Here is a 21,073-nt window from a genome sequence, read left to right as displayed (position 1 = left end):
ATGTTTTTGAAAGGACATACTACGCGAGTTTCAACGACTTAAAATCGAGGTCTAAAAGCCTCACACCTGCCCGTCCGTTCAGGCGGGGAACTGTTCGAAATCTGTGTAGAAAAGAGAGGGGATTTACAATGTTGAAGAAGTCTAAGCTTCTGCGTATATATTAACCTTATTCCTCTCTTTTGTCTTTTCTGTTTATGTTCTAAAAGTAATGAATTGTAAACTTAAGACGTTTATAGCTCATATCTATGTATTTGATTCATCGGAAGTTATGGCATATTTACGAAGTCCGCCAAATTTTTGAATTTGGCTTATTGAAAAGAAAAGATAATAAGACCAGCCCGACAAGTCATTCTGGCGGGAAATTAAAAAATTTGGCTCGTGCATAACCGAATATTTATCGCTAATTCACACGCTACGAGCCATATACAAAACCGTTGTGCTTCATACAAGAAAAAATCTGAACTGAACGAAATTTTTCGTAAATTTGAAATTAAAGCATATTAAAAATGGATATTCGAACAACCAAACTTGAACTATTAAAAACTATAATGGATAATGAAAATATTGATTTTATCCAAAAAGTTGCAGATTTTGTTAAAAAAGAAAAAACTGATTTCTGGAACGAATTAAGTCTGTCTGAGCAAAAAGAAATTAAACAAGGAATTGACGAATTGAATAGTGGAAAAAGAATATCGTATGAATCCTTTTTGAAGAAAATTTCTTAATGAAAGTATTTTTATCTGAACTTGCCGAATCAAAACTTACTAAATTATCCGAGTACTTATTAGAAAACTGGAGCCTAAAAATTCGTGATAAATTTATCTCAAAGTTAACTGACAAAATAAAACAGATATCCTATCAACCAAATAGTTGTCCTAAATCAACTGAATTTAACGGACTTTATAAATGCGTAGTAACAAAACAAACTACTTTTTACTTCAGAATATTAAATAAAGTAAATGAAATAGAGATTATCACAATATTTGATACAAGACAAAATCCTGATAAACTAAAAACTGATATCGAGTAAAAGTACGAAGCACAACAAAGTATAGCTCATAGCTATGTAGTTGATTCATCGGAAGTTCAGGCATATTTGCGAAGTCCGCCAAATTTTTTAATTTGGCTTATTAGAAAAAAAGGTAATAAGACCAGCCATACCGAAAAGGTACTTTCGGGCGGGAAATTAATCCCGAAGCTTTGGGACGGCTCGTGCTCAACCGAATAATTATCGCTAATTTGCACGTTACGAGCCATGTACAAAACCATTGTACACAATTATGAAAAAAAACCGAACTAAATTTAAAACAAATAATTTTATGAAAAAACTGAATTTTATTTTAGCTGGAATTTTGCTCTTTTCCATTTCTTTTGTTCAAGCACAAGAAGAAAATCAAACTTCTAAGTTTAGCATTTATGCTTATGGCGGAATAGGTTATACTCAAGTGAAAAATGACAACGAACCAGATTATGATTTGAATGTAAATACTGGCGAGGTTTTATTAAATTATAAAGCTTGGGACAAAATAGGTTTAGCTACTGGAATTGGATATTCAGTTTTGAGTGGTAGCGGATTTAACTCAAACGGAAATTTTTATTAAGAGCGTACGCTAATTAAAATCCCTGTACTATTTTCGATAAACCAAGCGATTGCGGAAAATTTAATAATGACCGCAAATTTTGGATTATATGGGCAGACAATTGTAAAAGATGAATTTCAATATCTAAATCGAACCGACAAGGATGTTTACGAGGGATTTAATTTTGGAGCTCAATTAGGTTTAGGTATAGGTTATCAATTTGATGAACGATTAGGATTTGGAATTAATCTTAATGTTCAATCTGATTTTAATAGTTTTGAAACTACAAGTAATTCAAATTTGAATGATGAACAAAGACATAAAAGTTTTACTTCACTCGGAATATTTGCGACAATCAAACTGTGAAAAATAACTGTGGGCAACACCGGTAACCGTTGCACAACCCCGTAATTCTAAAAAATACTATTCTAATAGCGCCATTTTAAGAGCGTTATTATTTTTAACAGGGTATCAAAACATCTTGATAATATTGGCTTATATACAATTTAAATAGTTTTAGTGAAGTGCTTTTTATCCTAAAATCAAAAACTAGTAGACTTGCCCCTCTTTTAACTTGTTTTTGAACAAATTTCAAGTATTTTTTAAGGTTATATACCATTGCAGAGAGATGCATTACCTTATTTGCACATTGTATTCCTAGCGTGTTTATCTTGCGTAAGAGTAAGCGCCCCAAAAACAGGCTCTACCGTGCTCTGCCGCTTGCCCTTCATTGCTTTACCCTTGGATGATGAAATTCTAGCATTATTGCGAGCTCGTTAAAATTTTTAATTTACTCTGCTTTTTATTTTTTAAATTTGGTCGCAGTAGTTCTTCGGTGGACTTTTGAGAAGAAAAGATAAAAACACATTAAACTAATTTAATATAAAAAATGAACATTCGTCAACTTACACTCTTATCCATTCTACTATTAACCTTTACATTATCAAGCTGTGATAACGAACCATTAGAAGGAGAGTTTTCATCTGTAACTCAGAACCCAACAGAGGATGAAAATCCAAATAATCAAGATGGAGACAACGATGGTGATGACGACAATAATGATGATGGAGATAATCAAGATGACAATGGCAACAATGACGGAGATGACAACGACGGAAACGACGATGGCAATGACGAAAACACTTCAAACTTTACGATAGAAAGTACCGAATATCCTACCCCAAATGGATATATTATTTCAGATTTTGATGGAACAAACAACAGCGTACACGCCATATATCTTATAAATGGTACATTAATAAATAATGAATTTTATGGGCAAGGATGTGATTTCTCCAATGATTTAACTCAAGGGGCGATTTTCAACATCCGTTCAACATCTATTTCAAATTTAGAAGCTGGCACTTACGAATACGAACTTAGCACATTCGAGTCATCGCTAAATGAAACAAATATCTCTACAAATATTATCGTATCAGACAATTGTGTAACCGGTTCAGATTCAATAAGTGAAAACCAAATTACTAGTGGAAGCATGACGATACAAATGACAAATGGTGTCTACACCTTAAATTACACGTTTGAAACGAATGATTTTGGCACGATCATCGGAACGTATGTTGGAGAATTGCAGGTAGCTGAAGACCTTTCGTAATTAAAAATGAAAAACATGGTTGTACTAAGGTATATAAAATAGCTAGGTCTTTTCTAAACCAAAATACATCACTACATACAAGCACAAGAGATTTCAAATTCAGGATCCTAATGAGTTCTGTTTTTATGAAATAAACCCATTTCCTCTTGCGTGAATAATAGCTTCTTGCGAATCTTTAACCAATAGAAAAGGAGTTTGATCATAGTTTTGCATTAACTGTTTCACATATTCCATTTTACGTTTATTATTCACACTGCGTAAATAAATCGCAAGCACTCTGCCGGGGAATTGATTCGTGATTTCTATATAAATATCTCCGTCGTGCTCCCCACTATCCCCAATAAGAATAAAATTGAGCTTAGGATACATTTTAAAAATATTGACAATCTCATGTTGCTTCTGTGGCTTTTTGTCTTGCAGACTTTTTTTACCCGAAAAAGGCTTGGGAAAATCCCGAAGTAAAATGGGACCTTTGGGAAAGTTATTATGCTGAAGAAAGAGCTTTAAATAACGGTATAAATTCCACGGACTGTGGCTCACATAAAAAATAGGATTGCTTTCGTTTCCCGTGCTTCCACGGTGCAATTGATGGTAAAACTCTGCCGCTCCTTTTAAAGGAATTCTGCTACTGGCGGGCTTAAAAAAGGTATTAAATAAGACTCGTAACTTTAAGAAAGACGTGATTCCTGTTTGTAAAATAGTATCATCAATATCTGAGATTACGCCATATTCTGTAGATTCTTTCGGAATTAAAATTTGTCCTGGAAATCTATTTTCAGAAGTAATTTTCTTCAACACATCTACATCATCATAGGCAACCTCATAAGACAACCAGCCTTCTTCATTGCAAAGTTTGGCTAAAGAATTAGAAGGCTCATTAATGGTAAAATATCCTCTATGATTTGTTTTTACTTTAAATACGGTATCATCTGACAATCTTATATTGAGTACCGTAAACTTGATTTCATCGGTTTCAAAACGCTTCCAAGAATTAATTAAAAGCTGAAACCAATTTTTAGAATCTAAATTGATAGACTCATCTTCTAAGGCCCTACCCCTAGCATACAAATGGGTATTAGTTCCGTAAGACTGAAACGTAATAACCTGCAAAGGATCTTTTTTAAAAAATTTTGAAAACATATTTCTCATTAATTAGAAATGCCAAGAGTCTGGCCAGAGTCAAATTAGAAACAAGCCGAAAGCTATATAAATTTGATCTAAACATAAGCGTCTAAGTAGAAAAACATTCTAAGAAAAAATCCTCTTTAAAAAGAGAAGAAGATTTTGTGCGGAATATATTCCGAAGAAAATCAGGGGTGTGTAAAACCAAGCTTAAGATTTGAAAGTTTTTAATTGAAACACTTTTCACACTCTTGCCCAAAGTAATCATTCAGACACCCACTCTTCCTCTTCCCACTAAAATGATTTTTTCGAGCTAGAGCTCAGCAAAGGTACTTTTATAGGAGAAAAAAATTACTTAACCACACAAAGAGGATGTTAACATTTTTTCTCTTTTAATTTTTTTATTGAATTTAATATGATATATTTATGATATCAATTTAATATCAACTAATTCTCAACATTATGGATCAAGAAAAAGAAATCAAAGGTTCAAACGGTTATATGATGCTGTTTGTCTTTCTCATTTTATTCTTCGGAAGCATTTTAGGCTTTGTATTATTAAATTATGCTTGGTTTATTGCCGGGATATTTATTGCCCTTTTTTTACTCCCGGGACTCATCTTAGTCAATCCCAATGAAGCTAGAGTGCTTTTGCTTTTTGGAGATTACAAAGGCACCATAAAACAAAACGGACTCTTTTGGGTCAATCCTTTTTACATTAAGAAAAAAATTTCGTTACGGGCTAGAAATTTTGATAGTGAACGCTTAAAGGTGAATGACAAACTCGGTAATCCCGTTATGATTAGTACCATCTTGGTTTGGCGCGTACTGGACACCTATAAAGCTTCTTTTGATGTGAATAATTTTGAAAATTTCGTGGTGGTTCAAACCGATGCAGCAGTAAGAAAGCTGGCCAGTATGTATCCTTATGATAATTTTGCCGATGAAGGTTTGGATGAGGATATTACCTTACGATCAAGCGTAAACGAAGTAAGTGACGCCCTAGAAAAAGAACTAGAAGAACGCCTCAATATTGCAGGAATCGAGGTCTTGGAAGCTCGTATTGGTTATTTGGCCTACGCCAACGAAATAGCTAGCGCCATGCTTAAGCGTCAGCAAGCTACCGCCATTGTTGCGGCAAGACATAAAATTGTAGAAGGTGCGGTAAGCATGGTAGAAATGGCGCTTCATCAATTGAGTGAAAAGAATTTGGTCGACTTAGATCCTGAAAGCAGAGCGGCTATGGTCAGCAATTTAATGGTGGTGCTTTGCAGCGATAAAGATGCAAGCCCCATAGTAAATGCTGGAACACTTAATCATTAAGAATGAAGGTTTTTTATGAAATCTGAAAACTAAATACCATGAGTACTAAAAAAGCATTCGCTTTAAGAGTTGATGAAAAAATGCTCAAAGCCATAGAGAAATGGGCGGCTGATGAATTCAGAAGCACCAATGGGCAAATTGAATGGATGCTGAATAAGTCCCTAAAAGAAGCCAAACGCAATCCAAAAAATAAAACAAAAGACAATTAGTCGTGTATAAATAAGATGTTATACCCTGTCTTTGCTGGTCTGCCCGGCAAAGACAGGGCCTATTTTAGAATCTCAAGAAAATGATTTACAAACCATTTGAGACTCGAAAGATAAATTTAGACTGACAAATCTATCTTTGGAAACAACTTTCTTATAATGTTTATTAACTTTTCAGAAGCATTTCAACTTTATTCATTCGTATCCATTTCTTTTTCTGAATAAAAAACCACTTTCTCTTTTTCTGATTCTTCCGAAGTATTGGTTGTAAATCTCACTTTGGTTAAGTCTTCTTTTTGAAGAACCTCTATGGTATTCTCTTTTTCTGCAGTTCGAATTTCGGCTTCATTAGAGTTTTCTGCTAAGATGGGCGCAATCACCAAACCTACCAAGCACGTAAGTTTAATTAAGATGTTCATAGAAGGCCCAGAAGTATCTTTAAAAGGATCGCCTACCGTATCTCCTGTAACCGCCGCTGTGTGAGCATCACTTCCTTTATAGGTCATTTCTCCGTTGATTTCTACGCCAGCTTCAAAAGATTTTTTAGCATTGTCCCAAGCTCCCCCTGCATTGTTTTGAAAAATAGCCCACATCACGCCGCTCACACAAACGCCTGCCATATAGCCACCCAAAGGTTCGGCGCCAAATACAAGTCCGACGATAATAGGAGAAATTATGGTGATTAATCCGGGTAAAATCATTTCGCGCAATGCTGCTTTGGTAGAAATGTCTACACATTTCGCATATTCTGGTGTCGCGGTGCCTTCCATAATTCCGGGAATTTCCCTAAACTGTCTTCTTACTTCTTCCACCATTTCCATGGCTGCTTTCCCTACAGATTCCATCGCTAAAGCGGAAAAAATCACAGGAATCATTCCGCCTACAAAAAGTGCGGCTAAAACATCGGCTTTAAAAATATTAATCCCATCAATTCCGGTAAACGTAACATAAGCGGCAAATAAAGCTAAAGCCGTTAAGGCTGCTGAAGCGATGGCAAAACCTTTTCCTACTGCTGCAGTCGTATTTCCTACTGAATCTAAAATATCGGTACGCATACGAACCTCATCGGGTAGATTACTCATTTCGGCCACCCCTCCTGCATTATCGGCAATGGGTCCAAACGCATCAATGGCCAATTGCATCGCCGTAGTCGCCATCATCGCCGAAGCAGCCAATGCCACTCCATAAAATCCTGCAAACTCATAAGAACCATAAATGGCCGCTGCAAATAACAAGACCGATAAGAACGTGGATTTCATTCCTACAGCAAGTCCAGCAATGATATTGGTGGCCGCTCCCGTAGAACTATTTTTAACAATATTCATCACTGGCTTACTTCCCAAGCTTGTATAATAAGCCGTCACCACCGAAATTAATGCGCCTACAGCCAAACCAATCACCGCAGCCCAAAACACATTGATGGAAGGGATTTCTTTAACGCCTTCTCCAAAAAACTGCATATTCATGGTCGCAGGAAGCATCCATTTAATTAAAAACCAACTACTGATTAACGTCAAGAAAATAGCCCCCCAATTTCCTCGATCTAAAGCGGCTTGCACCTTACTTTCTTTAGCGTCATTGGATTTGATACTTACTAGAAATGTGCCTAAAATAGAAGCTAAAATTCCCACTCCGGCAATCACTAAAGGCAAAAGAATAGGCCCCATATTATTAAAGGCATCGGTAAATGGAACCTCAGCAGACATAGACATATCCCGAATCAAATAATTTCCCAACACCATAGCTGCTAAAACGGTCGCGACGTAACTTCCAAATAAATCGGCGCCCATCCCGGCTACATCACCTACATTATCTCCTACATTATCGGCAATGGTTGCAGGATTTCTAGGATCATCTTCAGGAATTCCTGCTTCTACTTTTCCTACCAAATCGGCACCTACATCGGCGGCTTTGGTATAAATTCCGCCTCCTACACGAGCAAATAACGCAATGGATTCCGCGCCAAGCGAAAATCCAGCTAAGGTTTCTAACACGATGGTCATATCAACATAGAACGTTCCGTTTGGAGTGATAAATTGCCCCACAAAGAAAAGAAACAGTAAGCTGAGTCCTAATACGGCCAATCCCGCTACACCAAGTCCCATTACGGTTCCTCCGCTAAAAGAAACTTGTAAGGCTTTGGGGAGACTGGTTTTGGCAGCTTCTGCGGTTCGTGAATTCGCTTCGGTAGCGATACGCATTCCTATGTTCCCCGCTAGGGCAGAAAATACGGCACCAATAATAAACGCAGGAATAATCATCCAACTGGTGGTGTCTACAGCGTAAGAAACCGTAAATAAAGCTACAGAAGCTAAGACCACAAAAATAAGAAGCAAGCGGTATTCGGCGTGTAGAAATGCTAGCGCGCCTTCTTTAATACTTTTAGATATGTCTTGCATTTTCTGGCTTCCGGGAGATTGCTTTTTCACCCAATTTGCTTTAATCATCATAAAGATAATTCCCAAGACGGCGATGCCAATGGGAAGGAAGATAATATTAGATTCCATAGAAGTAAAAGATTTAAAGTTTTGTTAAATTTAAATCTTATCTGTGAAAATTCAGCAAAAAACACAAAAATTTTTACTTATAATTGCCTTATTTTCAATTTTAAACCTTTCACTTCATACCATGCAAAGCCTCATTCTAAGACATAAAAAAAAGCAACACTGTGGAGTGTTGCTTTTAGGATATGAGCTGCTATCAATTTACTTGATACTTACTTCTTCTTTTGGTACATCGCTATCTTCATAACGTTTTACACATTGGTTAACGATGTCTATTGCTTCTTTAGCATCTCCCCATCCACCAACATCTACTTTCTTCTCTTCTAAATCTTTATATACTTGGAAGAAATGTTCAATTTCTTTAATACGGTGCGGATTTAATTCATCTAAATCGTTGTATTTATTCCAAATAGGATCACTTACAGGTACACAGATAATTTTCTCATCGGGACCTTTTTCATCGGTCATATGAAAAACACCAATTGGTTTTACTTCAATCACACAACCAGGAAAAGTAGGTTCTGTTACTAAGACCAATACATCTAAAGGATCTCCATCTAAAGCTAATGTTTCTGGAACAAAGCCATAATCTGCAGGGTACATCATAGAAGAAAAAATCATTCTATCGTAACGAAGTTTTTTTAATTCAAAATCGTATTCGTACTTATTTCTACTTCCTTTAGGAATTTCTACTAAAACATCAAATGTCATTATACTCTATTGTATTAATTATTTTAAAAAAACAAGACTGCAAATTTAACAAATAACTTTGAATGAGGGCTTTATTTTAGAAATAAAATCCGAAGGATCCCGTAACTCCAAAACTTCTAGCACCAGGATTGTCAAAATAATTTCCACGGAAGTGTGCATCTATACGAAATACTTTAAAAATATTCCCCACTCCAACACTGTAAGACCAATACATCTGCTCATCTGGAGCAAATAAAACCGGATTGGAAGTAGAGGCGTTTAAAAGTTGATTGGCTTCAGAAATATCTCCCACTACTCCGCGAACAGATACAATTTCTCTTAAGTTCCAGTCTCTCACAATGGGAATTCTACTAAAAAATCTTCCGTTAAAGTTATGTTCTACATGAAAACTCGCATAAGAATCGGTAACAAACTCGTAAAAATCTAACAAAGGAAAACTTCCATAAATAGAGAATAAGGTTTGATTCCCAGGAACCACATTTAGTAATCCTAACGGAACCTCTCCAAAAGTCTTTCCTACTTCTATGGTAGAGGTTAATTTACCAAAACCACCCACTTGCCAAGGTTGTCTATAGAAAAGTTGAACTTTCTTATAATCGAAATCACTTTCGATAAAACCTTTAACCCCTAGAGAATAATTAAAGAATAGCTGCGCAAAATCTCCGTCGTTAATAATGGTCCTGTCTACGCCATAGCCCGTGGTCTTCCTCCCGGGAGAATAACTAAAACTCGTAGAAATTTCAGTTTGCTTAATGGAGTTGGCCGTTTGGGTACGTGCCTCATCTGTAAAATAAGCCAAGCTAAATTTATTGGAAGCCGCTTCTAAGGTTCGGTAGGATCCTCCTATTCTTATATTAAAATTCTTAAAAGGCTCCAATTCCAAAGCCAGCGTAGATAAGTTAATATTGGTTAAACTGGTGTTAGAGCCGACAGTAATCAAAGAAGAGGACGCCAAACTTCTCCCCAACACATCGTTAGTATTGGTTAGACTCGCTCCTAATTGCTCTACATCCCTTCGGTTTCCTCCAGAGATAATCAAGCGGTTTCTTCGATCTAAAAGCCACTTTCCAGCAATTCCGTATTTAAATTTATTGTCTTTAAAACCATAAGCGGTGTACCCTTCAATCCGCCAAGGGTCATTTCTACCAAAATAAGTTCTTCCTCCCACACGCACTCGTACTCCCTCTACATCGTTAAAGCCGAAAGTGGAAAATATGGGTCCGAAATCAAAACCATCAAACTCCACATAGCCCGAAGCCAAGACACTTCCTATATTATACAACCTTTTAAACGCCTTTACCGTTTGTAAGGTATCTAACATGCTGTAGACTTGCTTCTCATCTTTATTAAGGTGCTCCAGCCTATTGTTTTCCCAAAAGGTAGTATCTCGATCATACACATATTCTTGATAGGGGTCGGCGCGCTTGCTATAAAAAGCAGATCCTTTCTCTATATCAAATTCATACTCATCATAGAGAGTGGTTCTTTTACCGTAAACACCGTGAGATTCTTCCTTTTTATTGAAAGCAAAATCTGACATAAAGTGGTCTCTGGTGATCAAGAAAACCGAATCGTTTAAAACCTTAAAATCTTGTTCTATATAAATTTCTTTTATCCAGTTAATGTTAGCACTTTTGGTCACTTGAAGCTTTATCTTCTTGATTGCCCAGGTGGTATCATTTACCCAAAAATCTCCTTTAAACGTAAGTTCATTTTTACGTCTAGGATAATACACTACTTTATAACACCATTTATTATCGATAAAAGTACTGTCTGCCAACACATAGTTATAATTGTCGACTCCCGTAGTACTTAGCGGACTCACAAAACTTTTATCAAAAAACTGTAAGTAGTTATCGTATACGTTATATTCTGAATAGAGGTCTTTTATAAAGGCAATTAAGGTCTGGTTATCGCTAAACCCTGAATTTTTATTTCCTAAGAGAATTTCTTTTTCCTTATTCAGGTTATTATCTCCGTAAACTTTAGAAACGGCTTCATTGATAAAAATAGGCAGGTACGTCTTTCCGGTAACGCTATTGGTATCGGTTTGATCGAAGATAAACTCCATACCCTTAAAAATCCTGCTGTTTACAAGCGCGCTATCGATGGTATTTAAATCGAATTCTTGCTTTTCGTATTTTTTAAATTGGTATTGATCAAATTTCTTCACTCCATTTTCCCTTCTGTTCTCCCAAATTTTCTTTAGAATATCTATGGCGGGATTGTTTTTCTTAGAGGTTTTACCCTGGTAAATCACTACTTCAGACAAGGCGTTCTCTTCTTCCTCTAAAACGATTTCCATTTTATAGGTCGTAGAACTCTCTAGCTCTACCGTCTTGGACTGAAAACCAATAAAAGAAAAAACAACCTGCTCATAGCTTTTATCAGATTGTATATAAAAGCTACCATCATCATTGGTAATGGTTCCTTCTGAAGAGTTTGCAAAAACAACGTTTACAAACGGAATAGCTTCTCCGTTTGTATCTTTAACATAACCTCCTATTTTGGTTTGAGCAAACCCAATGGAGCTTAAAGAGCATAGAATAAGAAGTAATAAGTTTATTTTCATAAAAAAAAGCCTTATCAAATAAGATAAGGCCTCAAATATAAGCGTATAATTTTATTTATACATTACCTTTTTTACAGCTTTAACAACATCTTCACTATTTGGCAACCATTCCTTTAACAGAACTGGTGAATAGGGAGCAGGTGTATCTGCCGTATTAATTTTAAGTATTGGCGCATCTAAAAAGTCGAAGGCTTGTTCTTGCACTTGGTAAGAAAGCTCTGTAGAGACATTTCCGAAAGGCCATGCTTCTTCTAAGATTACTAATCTATTGGTTTTCTTTACGGAAGTGATTACGGTTTCATAGTCTAATGGTCTTACCGTTCTTAAATCGATTACCTCGCAAGAAATTCCTTCTTCTTCTAATTTTTCCGCGGCAGCGTAAGCTTCTTTAATAATTTTTCCAAAAGAAACAATGGTTACATCCTCTCCTTCTCTTTTTACATCTGCTTTCCCAATAGGAATCGTATATTCTTCCTCTGGTACTTCTCCTTTATCCCCATACATTTGCTCACTCTCCATAAAGATTACCGGATCATCATCTCTAATCGCTGACTTTAAAAGTCCTTTGGCGTCGTAAGGATTTGAAGGAACAATTACTTTTAAACCAGGACAGTTCGCATACCAGCTTTCAAAAGCTTGTGAGTGGGTTGCTCCTAATTGACCTGCAGATCCTGTTGGCCCTCTAAAAACGATAGGACAATTAAATTGTCCGCCAGACATTTGTCTAATTTTCGCAGCGTTATTGATGATTTGATCTATTCCTACCAATGAGAAATTAAAGGTCATAAACTCAATAATAGGACGCGTTCCTACCAAGGTAGAACCTATGCCTATTCCGCTAAATCCAGCTTCAGAAATAGGAGTGTCAATTACCCTATCTGCACCAAATTCATCTAACATTCCTTTAGATGCTTTATATGCTCCATTATATTCAGCAACTTCTTCTCCCATTAAATAAACGGCTTCGTCTTGACGCATTTCTTCGCTCATAGCTTCGCAAACCGCCTCTCTAAATTGAATTGTCCTCATGATAACTGTTGTCTATAATTTTTAACCAACGCAAAAGTAAACATTCACATGCCTAAATACTATAACTTTTCAGGAAAAAGTTGTTATGCAAGCATAGTATTTTTAAGTATATTTTCTTATCTTCGCAATACAATTTTTAAATTTTACAAAAAAAAACTATAGAACACATGAAAATATTAGTCTGTATAAGTCACGTACCAGATACCACATCAAAGATAAATTTCACTGATGGGGATACCAAGTTTGACACTAATGGCGTTCAGTTTGTAATTAACCCTAACGATGAGTTTGGACTAACTCGCGCGATGTGGTTCAAAGAAAAACAAGGAGCCAGTGTAGATGTTGTTAATGTTGGTGGAGCCGAAACGGAGCCTACATTAAGAAAAGCACTTGCCATTGGTGCAGATAATGCAATTAGAGTAAATACCGAAGCTAAAGATGGCTTTCAAGTCGCTAAAGAATTAGCAAAAGTAGCCAAAGACGGCGCTTATGATTTAATCATCGCAGGAAGAGAATCTATTGATTACAATGGAGGAATGGTACCGGGAATGATGGCCAAAATCTTAGAAGCTAATTTCGTAAATACCTGCGTAAGCTTAGAAGTAGAAGGGGATAAAGCGACTGCAATTAGAGAAATTGACGGCGGTAAAGAAACCCTTACGGCAAGTTTACCTTTGGTGATTGGAGGTCAAAAAGGATTGGTAGAAGAAAGCGATCTTAAGATTCCAAATATGCGAGGAATTATGATGGCTAGGAAAAAACCTTTAAACGTAGTTGAGCCTGCAAGCGCCCACACCTATACTTCTTCTGAAAAATTTGAAAAACCTGCTCCTAAAGGAGATATAAAATTAGTTGCGGAAGATAATCTTGACGAATTAGTTGACTTGTTGCATAACGAAGCAAAAGTAATCTAAGCTTTTGAGTGCGTTAAATCAATTAATTTTATAAACTTTAAAAATAAAAACATGTCAGTTTTAGTATATATAGAATCCGAAAACGGAAAATTTAAAAAAGCCTCTTATGAAGCTGCTTCTTACGCAAAAGGAGTTGCAGATCAATTAGGCACTAGCGTTACTGCCATAAGCATCAATGCAGAGGATAATGCTTCCTTAGGAACTTACGGAGTTGCTAAAGTATTAAATGTATCTAGTGATAAGTTAGCTAAATTTAATGCTGAAGCTTACGCGGATGCGATTGCACAAGCGGCAAAAAATGAAGATGCTAAGGTAGTTGTCATAGGACAAACTGCAAACGATAAGTATATCGCTCCAATTTTGGCGGTAGATTTAGAAGCAGGTTATGCTTCTAACGTGGTAGAATTACCTACAAGCACAGAGCCTTTTCAAGTAAAGAGAACTGCTTTTACCAATAAAGCATTCAATTTTACCAACATCACTACAGATGTAAAGCTTATTGGCGTTTCTAAAAATGCCTACGGATTAAAAGAAGACAATACCGAAGCAACTATAGAAGACTTTTCCCCTTCTTTAGCCGAAGGAGATTTCACCGTAAATGTACAGTCGGTAGATAAAGCAACAGATAAAGTAACGATTGCAGATGCAGAAATTGTAGTCTCTGGAGGTAGAGGTTTAAAAGGTCCCGAAAATTGGGGAATGATTGAAGAGCTTGCCGAAGTTCTTGGAGCTGCAACCGCTTGCTCTAAACCGGTAAGTGATATGGGCTGGAGACCTCATGGGGAACACGTAGGGCAAACAGGAAAACCTGTAGCTTCTAATTTGTATATCGCAGTAGGAATCTCTGGTGCTATTCAGCACTTAGCAGGAATTAGTGCCTCCAAAACCAAAGTAGTGATTAACAACGATCCAGAAGCTCCTTTCTTTAAGGCGGCAGATTATGGAGTTGTGGGTGATGCTTTTGAAGTTGTACCTAAACTTATAGAAAAATTAAAGGAATTTAAGGCGAATAACGCATAATTTTTATAAATTGTGCCCTGATTTAAAGGGCGGTCTAAATATGTTATGTCCTTATTTAGACCGCTTTTTTATTTATTATTTTTTGAGATATGAATTTAGTGCGTTTAACTATTAAAGGAATTTCTTACAGCCAAACCCAAAATGGCGCTTATGCATTATTGCTAAGTGAAATGGATGGTAAAAGGCAGCTCCCTATAGTCATTGGTGCATTTGAGGCACAATCTATTGCCATTGCTTTAGAGAAAGACATAAGACCACCAAGACCTTTAACGCACGATCTTTTTAAAAGTTTTTCAGATCGCTTTTCTATAAAAGTAAAACAGGTTATCATTCATAAATTGGTAGATGGGGTTTTTTACTCTAGTCTTATATGTGAACGTGATAAAATTGAAGAAATTATAGATGCGAGAACTAGCGATGCGATTGCCTTAGCGTTAAGATTTAAAGCACCTATTTTTACCTATCAGAATATACTTGAAAAAGCAGGGATTTATCTTAAAACCGATGAGGACGAAGAAGATGATGATCTAGATAAAGATCCCCTACAAGATACCGAACTCATCATCAATGAAGACTTTGATGAAGATAGCAATATTGAAGATGTTACTCCCGAAAGTGCTACCCCAAAAAAATCAATTCAAGAATTAGAAAAGGATTTAGAAAAAGCGGTAAAGAAAGAAGATTATGAAGAAGCCGCACGATTAAGAGATGAGATTTCAAAAAGGAAATAATTTCATGAGAAGACAATTACAAATTATTTTCTTCTTTTCTATGTTGAGCTTAGGTTTTGCCCAAGCACAAAGTATAGAAAAAGATTGGGAAATCAGTGATACCCAAAACGCAGCGGTAGATTTTGATCAACTTAATCTTGAAAGTGGCGTTTTTCAGTACCGTTTTAAAGATAACGACAGCCTTTCTGCAAAGGGAAATTACCTTTTGCAAAATAAACTCTTGCTCTTTTTTTACGATCAGCCACAAGATAGCATCAGGAAATTTAAAATTTCTACGCTTACAGATTCTACGCTTACGCTGATGGAGAACAACAAAGAAATACAGCTTTCTCAAGTAAATTCTGTCGCTAAACAAACACTTCTTACCCCTTCTAAAAATATTATTAAAAGTAAAGGCTTTACGTTTCAAAGTTTTTGGCGCGGAGCCCTAGGAATGCTCTCCTTATTACTGATAGCCTTCCTACTAAGCAGCAATAGAAAAGCCATCAACTGGAAAACTGTTGGAGTGGGCTTAGCCATTCAGCTCTTATTGGCTTACGGAGTTTTAAGAGTTTATTGGGTACAAGTTACTTTTGAATTTGTCGGAAAAATATTCGTGAAAATATTAGATTTTACCGCTGCCGGAAGTGAATTCTTACTCGGCGGAATGATGGATGTAGAAAGTTTTGGTTTTATTTTCCTCTTTCAGGTCTTACCTACTGTGATCTTCTTTTCGGCTTTAACCTCTATACTTTTTTATTTAGGAGTGATTCAGGTGGTGGTTAAAGGCTTGGCGTGGGTTCTTACCAAATTAATGGGCATCTCTGGTGCAGAGAGTTTAAGTGTTGCAGGAAACATTTTCTTGGGACAAACCGAAGCTCCTCTTATGATTAAAGCTTACCTAGAACGCATGACCAAATCTGAAATTCTTTTGGTGATGGTTGGAGGAATGGCCACTGTAGCCGGTGGAGTGTTAGCAGCCTACATTGGTTTTTTAGGCGGCGACGATCCTGTGGTTCGCTTAGAATTTGCGAAGCATTTATTAGCCGCATCGGTGATGGCGGCACCCGGAGCAATTATTGTTTCAAAAATATTATATCCCCAACAAGAAAAAATCAATACCAACGTAGAAGTTTCTGAAGACAAAATAGGAACCAATATCTTAGATGCCATTGCTAATGGAACTACCGAAGGTCTTAAACTCGCAGCCAATGTAGGCGCGATGCTTTTGGTTTTTGTCGCGTTAATCGCAATGATCAATTACGGCTTTGGGAAAATTGGGGAATGGACGCATATCAATCCGTTTTTAGCGGCTAATACTCCGTATAAAAGTTTTTCTATAGAAGCGATTCTAGGAACTGTTTTTTCTCCGCTCATGTGGTTGGTGGGTGTTGCCAAAGAAGACGTTATGCTTATGGGACAACTTTTAGGAATCAAGCTTGCTGCAAGTGAGTTTGTAGGTTACATTCAATTGGCCGATTTAAAAGATCCTACAACAGCCCTGAGTCTTACTTATGAGAAGTCGATTATTATGGCGACTTATATGCTCTGCGGATTTGCGAATTTTGCCTCTATCGGGATCCAGTTAGGAGGAATTGGCTCTTTAGCGCCAGGACAACGTAAAACCCTTTCTAAATTCGGATTAAAAGCCGTGATTGGAGGAACTTTAGCTTCGCTGCTTTCAGCTACGATTGCTGGGATGATTATTGGGTAATTTTATTATTTTCGTTTCTTAATATAAAAGAATTGTATATCCGCTTTCATTCCTCAAACTAGTTTTTGTCACTCCCGAAGCTTCGGGAGAGCGCCAGTCCGAAAGAATTTATTCTGGCGGGAAGACGAAAGGCTCGAAGTGACATTAACACTATTATTTTATTACACTGGACACTAAACGGATATGTAATAAAAGAATAAACATCTTTAAAACAACATCGCTTTCGCGGAATTTTCAGCATTTATCTTGTGAGTTCTTAGCTCAAATTTTATCTTTTCTTAGGTTTCAAGCTAGAGTTTGCGTTAGGGATTGAGGCTTTGTTTGAGCTCTTTTTGTTTTGTCGTTTCGAGCGGAGTCGAGAAACAAAACAAAAAAGCGAGTGCCGAAAGCCCGCCAGAGGGCTGAGAAGCCCGATGGAACGCCCAAAAAATTCATTCCTAAAAATTAAGGATGAACCAAGAAGTGTTCTGGAATTTTAAATTCTATCTTCACCTCATCGCTCACTTTTACCAAACCCAAGGCTTTGGTAGGCGGTTCTAAGTCATAATTGGCCAAAGAAATCACCTGATTGCCGGTATAAAAAGATTTTCCGTTGGTGGTGGTTTTGATTAAGTCCACTTCATATTTCTGCAAAATTTCCTTAATGCGTATAGCAATTTTTGTTTTTGGAGATGCTGAATTGATGGGTTGAGGCTCTAGAAATAGCTGGATTTCGGGATATTTATGGGCTTCGAAAAGCTTTTGGAGATCACGTTCCATCATTTTTTTGGGACAATCAAAATCAATTACAGGAATCAAAATTTCATGATAGCATTCGTATTTGCTTAAATGTTCTTTAGTTAAGCCCTTGCTCTCGCAACTAAACTGATTGACGTTCGTTTTGATATTCACTACGACCTCTGCTTGCGCCTTGATTTCTTGAACCCCAAGACCCATGAAAAATAAACCTAGAAGAAAAAAAATTGCTTTCATAAGTTTTTAGTTGAGTTATATCAATTTTATTAAAATAGAATTGGTATTAAAGCACAAGCAGTACAAGCGCTATACCTGTACTGCTTGTGTTTATCATAAAATGGATTAAAATGAGATGACCGCTTCTAACATAGCTCCGTCAAATTTACCTTCATTCAAGATACTGTTGGCTCCAAAGTCATTATAATTTTGAATCACATACTCTGCTTTTACTAAAATATTTTTAGTCATAAACCAGCCTGCCGCGAATTGAATTCTATCTATAGTCACATCTTCTCCAGAAATATCTTCGGCATCAACCAAGTTATATCTTCCGCCCACATAAATATTTTCATTATTTCCGAATCTATAAATAAGCTCTCCTGCATATTGATTTACGGTTCTTTCTTCTGCCTCGGCAGCTGCTTTACCCTTTGCCATTTCTATGGTTCCAAAGAATTCTAATCCGCCATATTTCACAAAAGGATTAATCATTACCGCTGTAATCTTATTGGCTAATGCTGGATCGTAACGTGAAGCTCTAAAGTCATCTCCACTTGCGGCTGCACCTTGCATTAAGCCATAATATCTAGCTCCTGCTCTATCTGCACTATATAAGTAAGAATTGGGAACGTAACCTGTATTGTATAGAGACCCCGTTAATCTTAAACGCAGATCATTATTGATTTGCTTATCGTAGCCTAGTTTAGCCAAAAAGGAAGCTCCACCCGTTTTACCCTTAGCATTTTCTTCTACAGACTGGTTTAATTTTCCGTTAGTAAACCCAAGCATTCCTATAAATCCTTCTCTTCTATAATAAACTTCTGCCCCAACTTCCGTCGTGAAAGCATCCATAATTAAGTTTCCTACAAAAGGATTGTAAAGCGCTTGTGCATTATCAGATCTTCTAAAGTGAGCATCACCATAGTTGTTTTCCATATGCCCAACTTTTATAGTCGTGTACTGCATAAATTCTTCTAAAAAACCTTCACTTACAAAGTCTAACTTATCTATTAACAAATACCCTCCTTTTACATAAGGTTCATTGTGATGACGTGAAGATAGATAGGTACGTAAATGCAATCTCAACCCATCGTAAAGCTCTACGTCTAAATCCATATTTGCGGTAGCTAAATTAAAATTATCTCCGGCAGATTTAATTTCATAGCCTGCAAGGTTCGCATTCTCATTCGATATGGCTTGAAATTGAAGCGCAAAAGCCCCTCCCACTCTAACATTTACTCCATCAAAAGTACTTGTAGTATCTTTTGGAGACTCAAAAACGTTGATTCCCCTTTGATCTGGATATCTAAAATTATCTAAATCCCGATCAAAATTTATTTTTTGTGCCTGAATAGAGGTAGCCATTAATGCTACTAAAGCGACTACCAAATAGTTACTGAACTTTTTCATTTTATTGTTTTTTACTGATTATTAAGTTGAATGTTGTAATGAATCACTACTTCATCTCCTGTTTTAATGGTTCCCAGCATAGCTTTGGGCGGATCAATTTTAAAGCTGGTCAAATCAAATGCCTTTTCGCCTTGTACGTAAAGCACCTCATTTTTATAATTTATTTTTACGGGAGCTTCGATTGATCTTGTTTCTCCTGCGATCGTCATTTTTCCTTTAAAAATGACTTGATCTCCGTTTAACTCTACCTCATCCCCTTTAAAAATAATACGCGGATTTTTATCGGTCTTTAGGGCATTGTACATCTTTTTATCCATTAAAGACTTTCCGCTTTTTAAGCTTTCTGCTTTCAGTTCAAAGTGGAAGCTCGTGATACTTTGAAGCTTTCCGTTTTCCATATTAGCATTTAACTTGCCTGTAAAAGTATCTGCAGGACAGTCCCAATCGTGCAAAGAAGAGGTGCCAGAGACACTCATTTTAGAACTAGCCGCATCTGCTATAAAGTTTTGTGAAGTTGCTTGTCCCACTTGAAAAATAAATAGGATAAATACTGCTAAATTTCTCATAACTGCTTGTTTTGATTTTATACCACAAAAATACGGAGATCATAAAGGCTTATAGATGACAAAAGTCAGTGTTACTCTAAAGATTTAAGACCTCGAAGTTTTTAAAATTTCAAAAAATAGATTTAACGCTTTACTTTAATTGTATAATCTTATAAAATCATACTTTTGTGTTTGGTCTTAAGGATTTATTAGAGCTCTTTTTGTTTTGTCAATTCGAATTCAATCGAGAACGAAATAAAAAAGCAAGTGCCAGAAAACGCGACCCTAGAACACGTCTATAAAAAAGAAACTATGAAGCAATACCACGATTTACTGAAGCACGTTTTAGAACACGGAAACGAAAAGGGAGACCGTACAGGAACAGGAACCAAGAGTGTTTTTGGCTACCAAATGCGATTTGACTTAAGCGAAGGATTTCCTATGGTTACCACTAAAAAGCTTCATTTAAAATCTATTGTACACGAGCTTTTATGGTTTTTAAAAGGCGACACCAACGTAAAGTATTTACAAGAAAATGGGGTACGTATTTGGAACGAATGGGCAGATGAAAATGGCGATTTAGGTCCGGTGTATGGTCATCAATGGCGAAATTGGAACGGCGAAGAAATCGATCAGATTCAAGATATTGTAGATACCTTAAAAAAGAATCCCAATAGCAGAAGAATGTTGGTTTCGGCTTGGAATCCTAGTGTGATGCCAGACACGTCGGTTTCTTTTGATGAAAATGTAGCCAACGGAAAAGCAGCCTTACCGCCTTGCCATGCGTTCTTTCAGTTTTATGTAGCCAACGGAAAATTATCTTGTCAGTTGTACCAACGCAGCGCCGATATTTTCTTGGGCGTGCCTTTCAACATTGCTTCTTACGCCTTATTTACCATGATGATGGCTCAGGTTTGCGGTTATGAAGCCGGAGATTTCATACATACTTTTGGAGACGCCCATATTTATAACAACCACCAAGAACAAGTAGAGTTACAATTAAGCCGGGAAGCACGAGAACTTCCTAAAATGCTCTTAAATCCGGAGGTGAAAGACATCTTTGGCTTTGTTTTTGAAGACTTTACACTAGAAAACTACAACCCGCACCCTCACATTAAAGCTAAGGTTGCGATTTAAAAAAATA

The 21,073-nt window shown here is 36.6% G+C and carries 20 protein-coding genes and 1 pseudogene; 12 read left to right on the top strand and 9 right to left on the bottom strand.

The features are described from left to right. Positions 1–506: 506 nt before the first annotated feature. From RBU60_RS11210 to RBU60_RS11195, 4 genes are all read left to right on the top strand, one after another. On the top strand, positions 507–725 hold the full coding sequence (locus RBU60_RS11210) for a hypothetical protein (protein ID WP_308865128.1): 219 nt from the start codon (positions 507–509) through the stop codon (positions 723–725). Further along, positions 725–1,030, top strand: coding sequence for a type II toxin-antitoxin system RelE/ParE family toxin (locus RBU60_RS11205; protein WP_308865127.1), 306 nt, complete (start codon positions 725–727; stop codon positions 1,028–1,030). Before RBU60_RS11210 ends, RBU60_RS11205 begins: the two co-directional genes overlap by 1 nt. A 289-nt stretch (positions 1,031–1,319) precedes the next feature. Then, on the top strand, positions 1,320–1,601 hold the full coding sequence (locus RBU60_RS11200; protein ID WP_308865126.1) for a hypothetical protein: 282 nt from the start codon (positions 1,320–1,322) through the stop codon (positions 1,599–1,601). A gap of 66 nt (positions 1,602–1,667) precedes the next feature. Then, a complete protein-coding gene (locus RBU60_RS11195) occupies positions 1,668–1,946 on the top strand; it encodes a hypothetical protein (protein ID WP_308865124.1) in 279 nt (92 codons plus the stop codon). A 94-nt stretch (positions 1,947–2,040) separates the two neighbouring features. Here RBU60_RS11195 and RBU60_RS14185 read toward each other — a convergent pair. Further along, positions 2,041–2,350 (bottom strand): annotated as a pseudogene (locus RBU60_RS14185) (transposase); the annotation flags it as partial. Positions 2,351–2,469: 119 nt separating this feature from the next. Between RBU60_RS14185 and RBU60_RS11190 the strand changes: the two are divergent. After that, on the top strand, positions 2,470–3,195 hold the full coding sequence (locus RBU60_RS11190) for a hypothetical protein (protein ID WP_308865122.1): 726 nt from the start codon (positions 2,470–2,472) through the stop codon (positions 3,193–3,195). 123 nt (positions 3,196–3,318) lie between these two features. On the opposite strand, the gene RBU60_RS11185 is transcribed toward RBU60_RS11190, so the two are convergent. Continuing rightward, complete coding sequence (locus tag RBU60_RS11185; RefSeq protein WP_308865121.1) at positions 3,319–4,335, bottom strand: App1 family protein; 1,017 nt, start codon at positions 4,333–4,335, stop codon at positions 3,319–3,321. Between the two features lie 444 nt (positions 4,336–4,779). Between RBU60_RS11185 and RBU60_RS11180 the strand changes: the two genes are divergently transcribed. Both RBU60_RS11180 and RBU60_RS11175 read left to right on the top strand, forming a co-directional pair. Then, complete coding sequence (locus tag RBU60_RS11180; protein WP_308865120.1) at positions 4,780–5,640, top strand: SPFH domain-containing protein; 861 nt, start codon at positions 4,780–4,782, stop codon at positions 5,638–5,640. A gap of 38 nt (positions 5,641–5,678) precedes the next feature. Continuing rightward, positions 5,679–5,849 (top strand): Arc family DNA binding domain-containing protein, encoded by a 171-nt coding sequence (locus RBU60_RS11175; RefSeq protein ID WP_308865119.1) that lies wholly within the window; start codon positions 5,679–5,681, stop codon positions 5,847–5,849. 188 nt (positions 5,850–6,037) lie between these two features. Here RBU60_RS11175 and RBU60_RS11170 read toward each other — a convergent pair whose 3' ends face one another. The 4 genes from RBU60_RS11170 to RBU60_RS11155 all read right to left on the bottom strand — a co-directional run bounded on the left by RBU60_RS11170 (position 6,038) and on the right by RBU60_RS11155 (position 12,662). Next, positions 6,038–8,353, bottom strand: a complete 2,316-nt coding sequence (locus tag RBU60_RS11170; RefSeq protein ID WP_308865118.1) for a sodium-translocating pyrophosphatase — start codon at positions 8,351–8,353, stop codon at positions 6,038–6,040. Between the two features lie 198 nt (positions 8,354–8,551). Continuing rightward, a complete protein-coding gene (locus tag RBU60_RS11165) occupies positions 8,552–9,061 on the bottom strand; it encodes an inorganic diphosphatase (protein WP_308865117.1) in 510 nt (169 codons plus the stop codon). Positions 9,062–9,137: 76 nt separating this feature from the next. After that, positions 9,138–11,633 carry a DUF5686 and carboxypeptidase-like regulatory domain-containing protein gene (locus tag RBU60_RS11160; RefSeq protein WP_308865115.1) on the bottom strand — a complete coding sequence of 832 codons (2,496 nt, stop codon included), beginning with the start codon at positions 11,631–11,633 and terminating at the stop codon, positions 9,138–9,140. Positions 11,634–11,684: 51 nt separating this feature from the next. Continuing rightward, positions 11,685–12,662, bottom strand: coding sequence for a pyruvate dehydrogenase complex E1 component subunit beta (locus tag RBU60_RS11155; protein WP_308865114.1), 978 nt, complete (start codon positions 12,660–12,662; stop codon positions 11,685–11,687). Positions 12,663–12,829: 167 nt separating this feature from the next. On the opposite strand from RBU60_RS11155, the gene RBU60_RS11150 reads away from it, so the two are divergent. From RBU60_RS11150 to RBU60_RS11135, 4 genes are all read left to right on the top strand, one after another. Continuing rightward, entirely contained in the window at positions 12,830–13,576 is a 747-nt protein-coding gene (locus tag RBU60_RS11150; RefSeq protein WP_308865113.1) for an electron transfer flavoprotein subunit beta/FixA family protein, read from the top strand. A gap of 51 nt (positions 13,577–13,627) precedes the next feature. Continuing rightward, complete coding sequence (locus tag RBU60_RS11145; protein ID WP_308865111.1) at positions 13,628–14,596, top strand: electron transfer flavoprotein subunit alpha/FixB family protein; 969 nt, start codon at positions 13,628–13,630, stop codon at positions 14,594–14,596. 89 nt (positions 14,597–14,685) lie between these two features. Then, the gene (locus tag RBU60_RS11140) at positions 14,686–15,327 is read left to right on the top strand and encodes a bifunctional nuclease family protein (RefSeq protein WP_308865110.1); all 642 of its coding nucleotides are present in this window, start codon (positions 14,686–14,688) and stop codon (positions 15,325–15,327) included. Between the two features lie 4 nt (positions 15,328–15,331). Further along, the gene (locus tag RBU60_RS11135) at positions 15,332–17,020 is read left to right on the top strand and encodes a NupC/NupG family nucleoside CNT transporter (protein WP_308865109.1); all 1,689 of its coding nucleotides are present in this window, start codon (positions 15,332–15,334) and stop codon (positions 17,018–17,020) included. Between the two features lie 444 nt (positions 17,021–17,464). Here RBU60_RS11135 and RBU60_RS11130 read toward each other — a convergent pair whose 3' ends face one another. From RBU60_RS11130 to RBU60_RS11120, 3 genes are all read right to left on the bottom strand, one after another. Then, positions 17,465–17,992: a hypothetical protein gene (locus tag RBU60_RS11130; RefSeq protein ID WP_308865108.1), complete on the bottom strand. Its 528-nt coding sequence runs from the start codon at positions 17,990–17,992 to the stop codon at positions 17,465–17,467. 105 nt (positions 17,993–18,097) lie between these two features. Further along, complete coding sequence (locus tag RBU60_RS11125) at positions 18,098–19,384, bottom strand: hypothetical protein (RefSeq protein ID WP_308865106.1); 1,287 nt, start codon at positions 19,382–19,384, stop codon at positions 18,098–18,100. Between the two features lie 11 nt (positions 19,385–19,395). Beyond that, positions 19,396–19,950 (bottom strand): YceI family protein, encoded by a 555-nt coding sequence (locus tag RBU60_RS11120; protein ID WP_308865105.1) that lies wholly within the window; start codon positions 19,948–19,950, stop codon positions 19,396–19,398. Positions 19,951–20,241: 291 nt separating this feature from the next. Between RBU60_RS11120 and RBU60_RS11115 the strand changes: the two genes are divergently transcribed. Then, positions 20,242–21,066 carry a thymidylate synthase gene (locus RBU60_RS11115; RefSeq protein ID WP_308865104.1) on the top strand — a complete coding sequence of 275 codons (825 nt, stop codon included), beginning with the start codon at positions 20,242–20,244 and terminating at the stop codon, positions 21,064–21,066. Positions 21,067–21,073: the final 7 nt, after the last annotated feature.

This window comes from Mesonia profundi, assembly GCF_031085155.1.
Classification (GTDB): domain Bacteria; phylum Bacteroidota; class Bacteroidia; order Flavobacteriales; family Flavobacteriaceae; genus Mesonia; species Mesonia profundi.
The sequence above is the reverse complement of the archived record's forward strand: the minus strand, read 5'-3'. Positions and strand labels throughout refer to the sequence as shown.

Bases quoted from the DNA above. Each gene is read 5' to 3' on its own strand.
- RBU60_RS11120 (WP_308865105.1), bottom strand. From the start codon at position 19,950: ATGAGAAATTTAGCAGTATTTATCCTATTTATTTTTCAAGTGGGACAA.
- RBU60_RS11130 (WP_308865108.1), bottom strand. From the start codon at position 17,992: ATGAAAGCAATTTTTTTTCTTCTAGGTTTATTTTTCATGGGTCTTGGG.
- RBU60_RS11195 (WP_308865124.1), top strand. From the start codon at position 1,668: ATGACCGCAAATTTTGGATTATATGGGCAGACAATTGTAAAAGATGAA.
- RBU60_RS11125 (WP_308865106.1), bottom strand. From the start codon at position 19,384: ATGAAAAAGTTCAGTAACTATTTGGTAGTCGCTTTAGTAGCATTAATG.
- RBU60_RS11175 (WP_308865119.1), top strand. From the start codon at position 5,679: ATGAGTACTAAAAAAGCATTCGCTTTAAGAGTTGATGAAAAAATGCTC.
- RBU60_RS11185 (WP_308865121.1), bottom strand. From the start codon at position 4,335: ATGTTTTCAAAATTTTTTAAAAAAGATCCTTTGCAGGTTATTACGTTT.
- RBU60_RS11160 (WP_308865115.1), bottom strand. From the start codon at position 11,633: ATGAAAATAAACTTATTACTTCTTATTCTATGCTCTTTAAGCTCCATT.
- RBU60_RS11165 (WP_308865117.1), bottom strand. From the start codon at position 9,061: ATGACATTTGATGTTTTAGTAGAAATTCCTAAAGGAAGTAGAAATAAG.
- RBU60_RS11210 (WP_308865128.1), top strand. From the start codon at position 507: ATGGATATTCGAACAACCAAACTTGAACTATTAAAAACTATAATGGAT.
- RBU60_RS11200 (WP_308865126.1), top strand. From the start codon at position 1,320: ATGAAAAAACTGAATTTTATTTTAGCTGGAATTTTGCTCTTTTCCATT.
- RBU60_RS11190 (WP_308865122.1), top strand. From the start codon at position 2,470: ATGAACATTCGTCAACTTACACTCTTATCCATTCTACTATTAACCTTT.
- RBU60_RS11155 (WP_308865114.1), bottom strand. From the start codon at position 12,662: ATGAGGACAATTCAATTTAGAGAGGCGGTTTGCGAAGCTATGAGCGAA.
- RBU60_RS11150 (WP_308865113.1), top strand. From the start codon at position 12,830: ATGAAAATATTAGTCTGTATAAGTCACGTACCAGATACCACATCAAAG.
- RBU60_RS11145 (WP_308865111.1), top strand. From the start codon at position 13,628: ATGTCAGTTTTAGTATATATAGAATCCGAAAACGGAAAATTTAAAAAA.
- RBU60_RS11140 (WP_308865110.1), top strand. From the start codon at position 14,686: ATGAATTTAGTGCGTTTAACTATTAAAGGAATTTCTTACAGCCAAACC.
- RBU60_RS11170 (WP_308865118.1), bottom strand. From the start codon at position 8,353: ATGGAATCTAATATTATCTTCCTTCCCATTGGCATCGCCGTCTTGGGA.
- RBU60_RS11180 (WP_308865120.1), top strand. From the start codon at position 4,780: ATGGATCAAGAAAAAGAAATCAAAGGTTCAAACGGTTATATGATGCTG.
- RBU60_RS11205 (WP_308865127.1), top strand. From the start codon at position 725: ATGAAAGTATTTTTATCTGAACTTGCCGAATCAAAACTTACTAAATTA.
- RBU60_RS11115 (WP_308865104.1), top strand. From the start codon at position 20,242: ATGAAGCAATACCACGATTTACTGAAGCACGTTTTAGAACACGGAAAC.
- RBU60_RS11135 (WP_308865109.1), top strand. From the start codon at position 15,332: ATGAGAAGACAATTACAAATTATTTTCTTCTTTTCTATGTTGAGCTTA.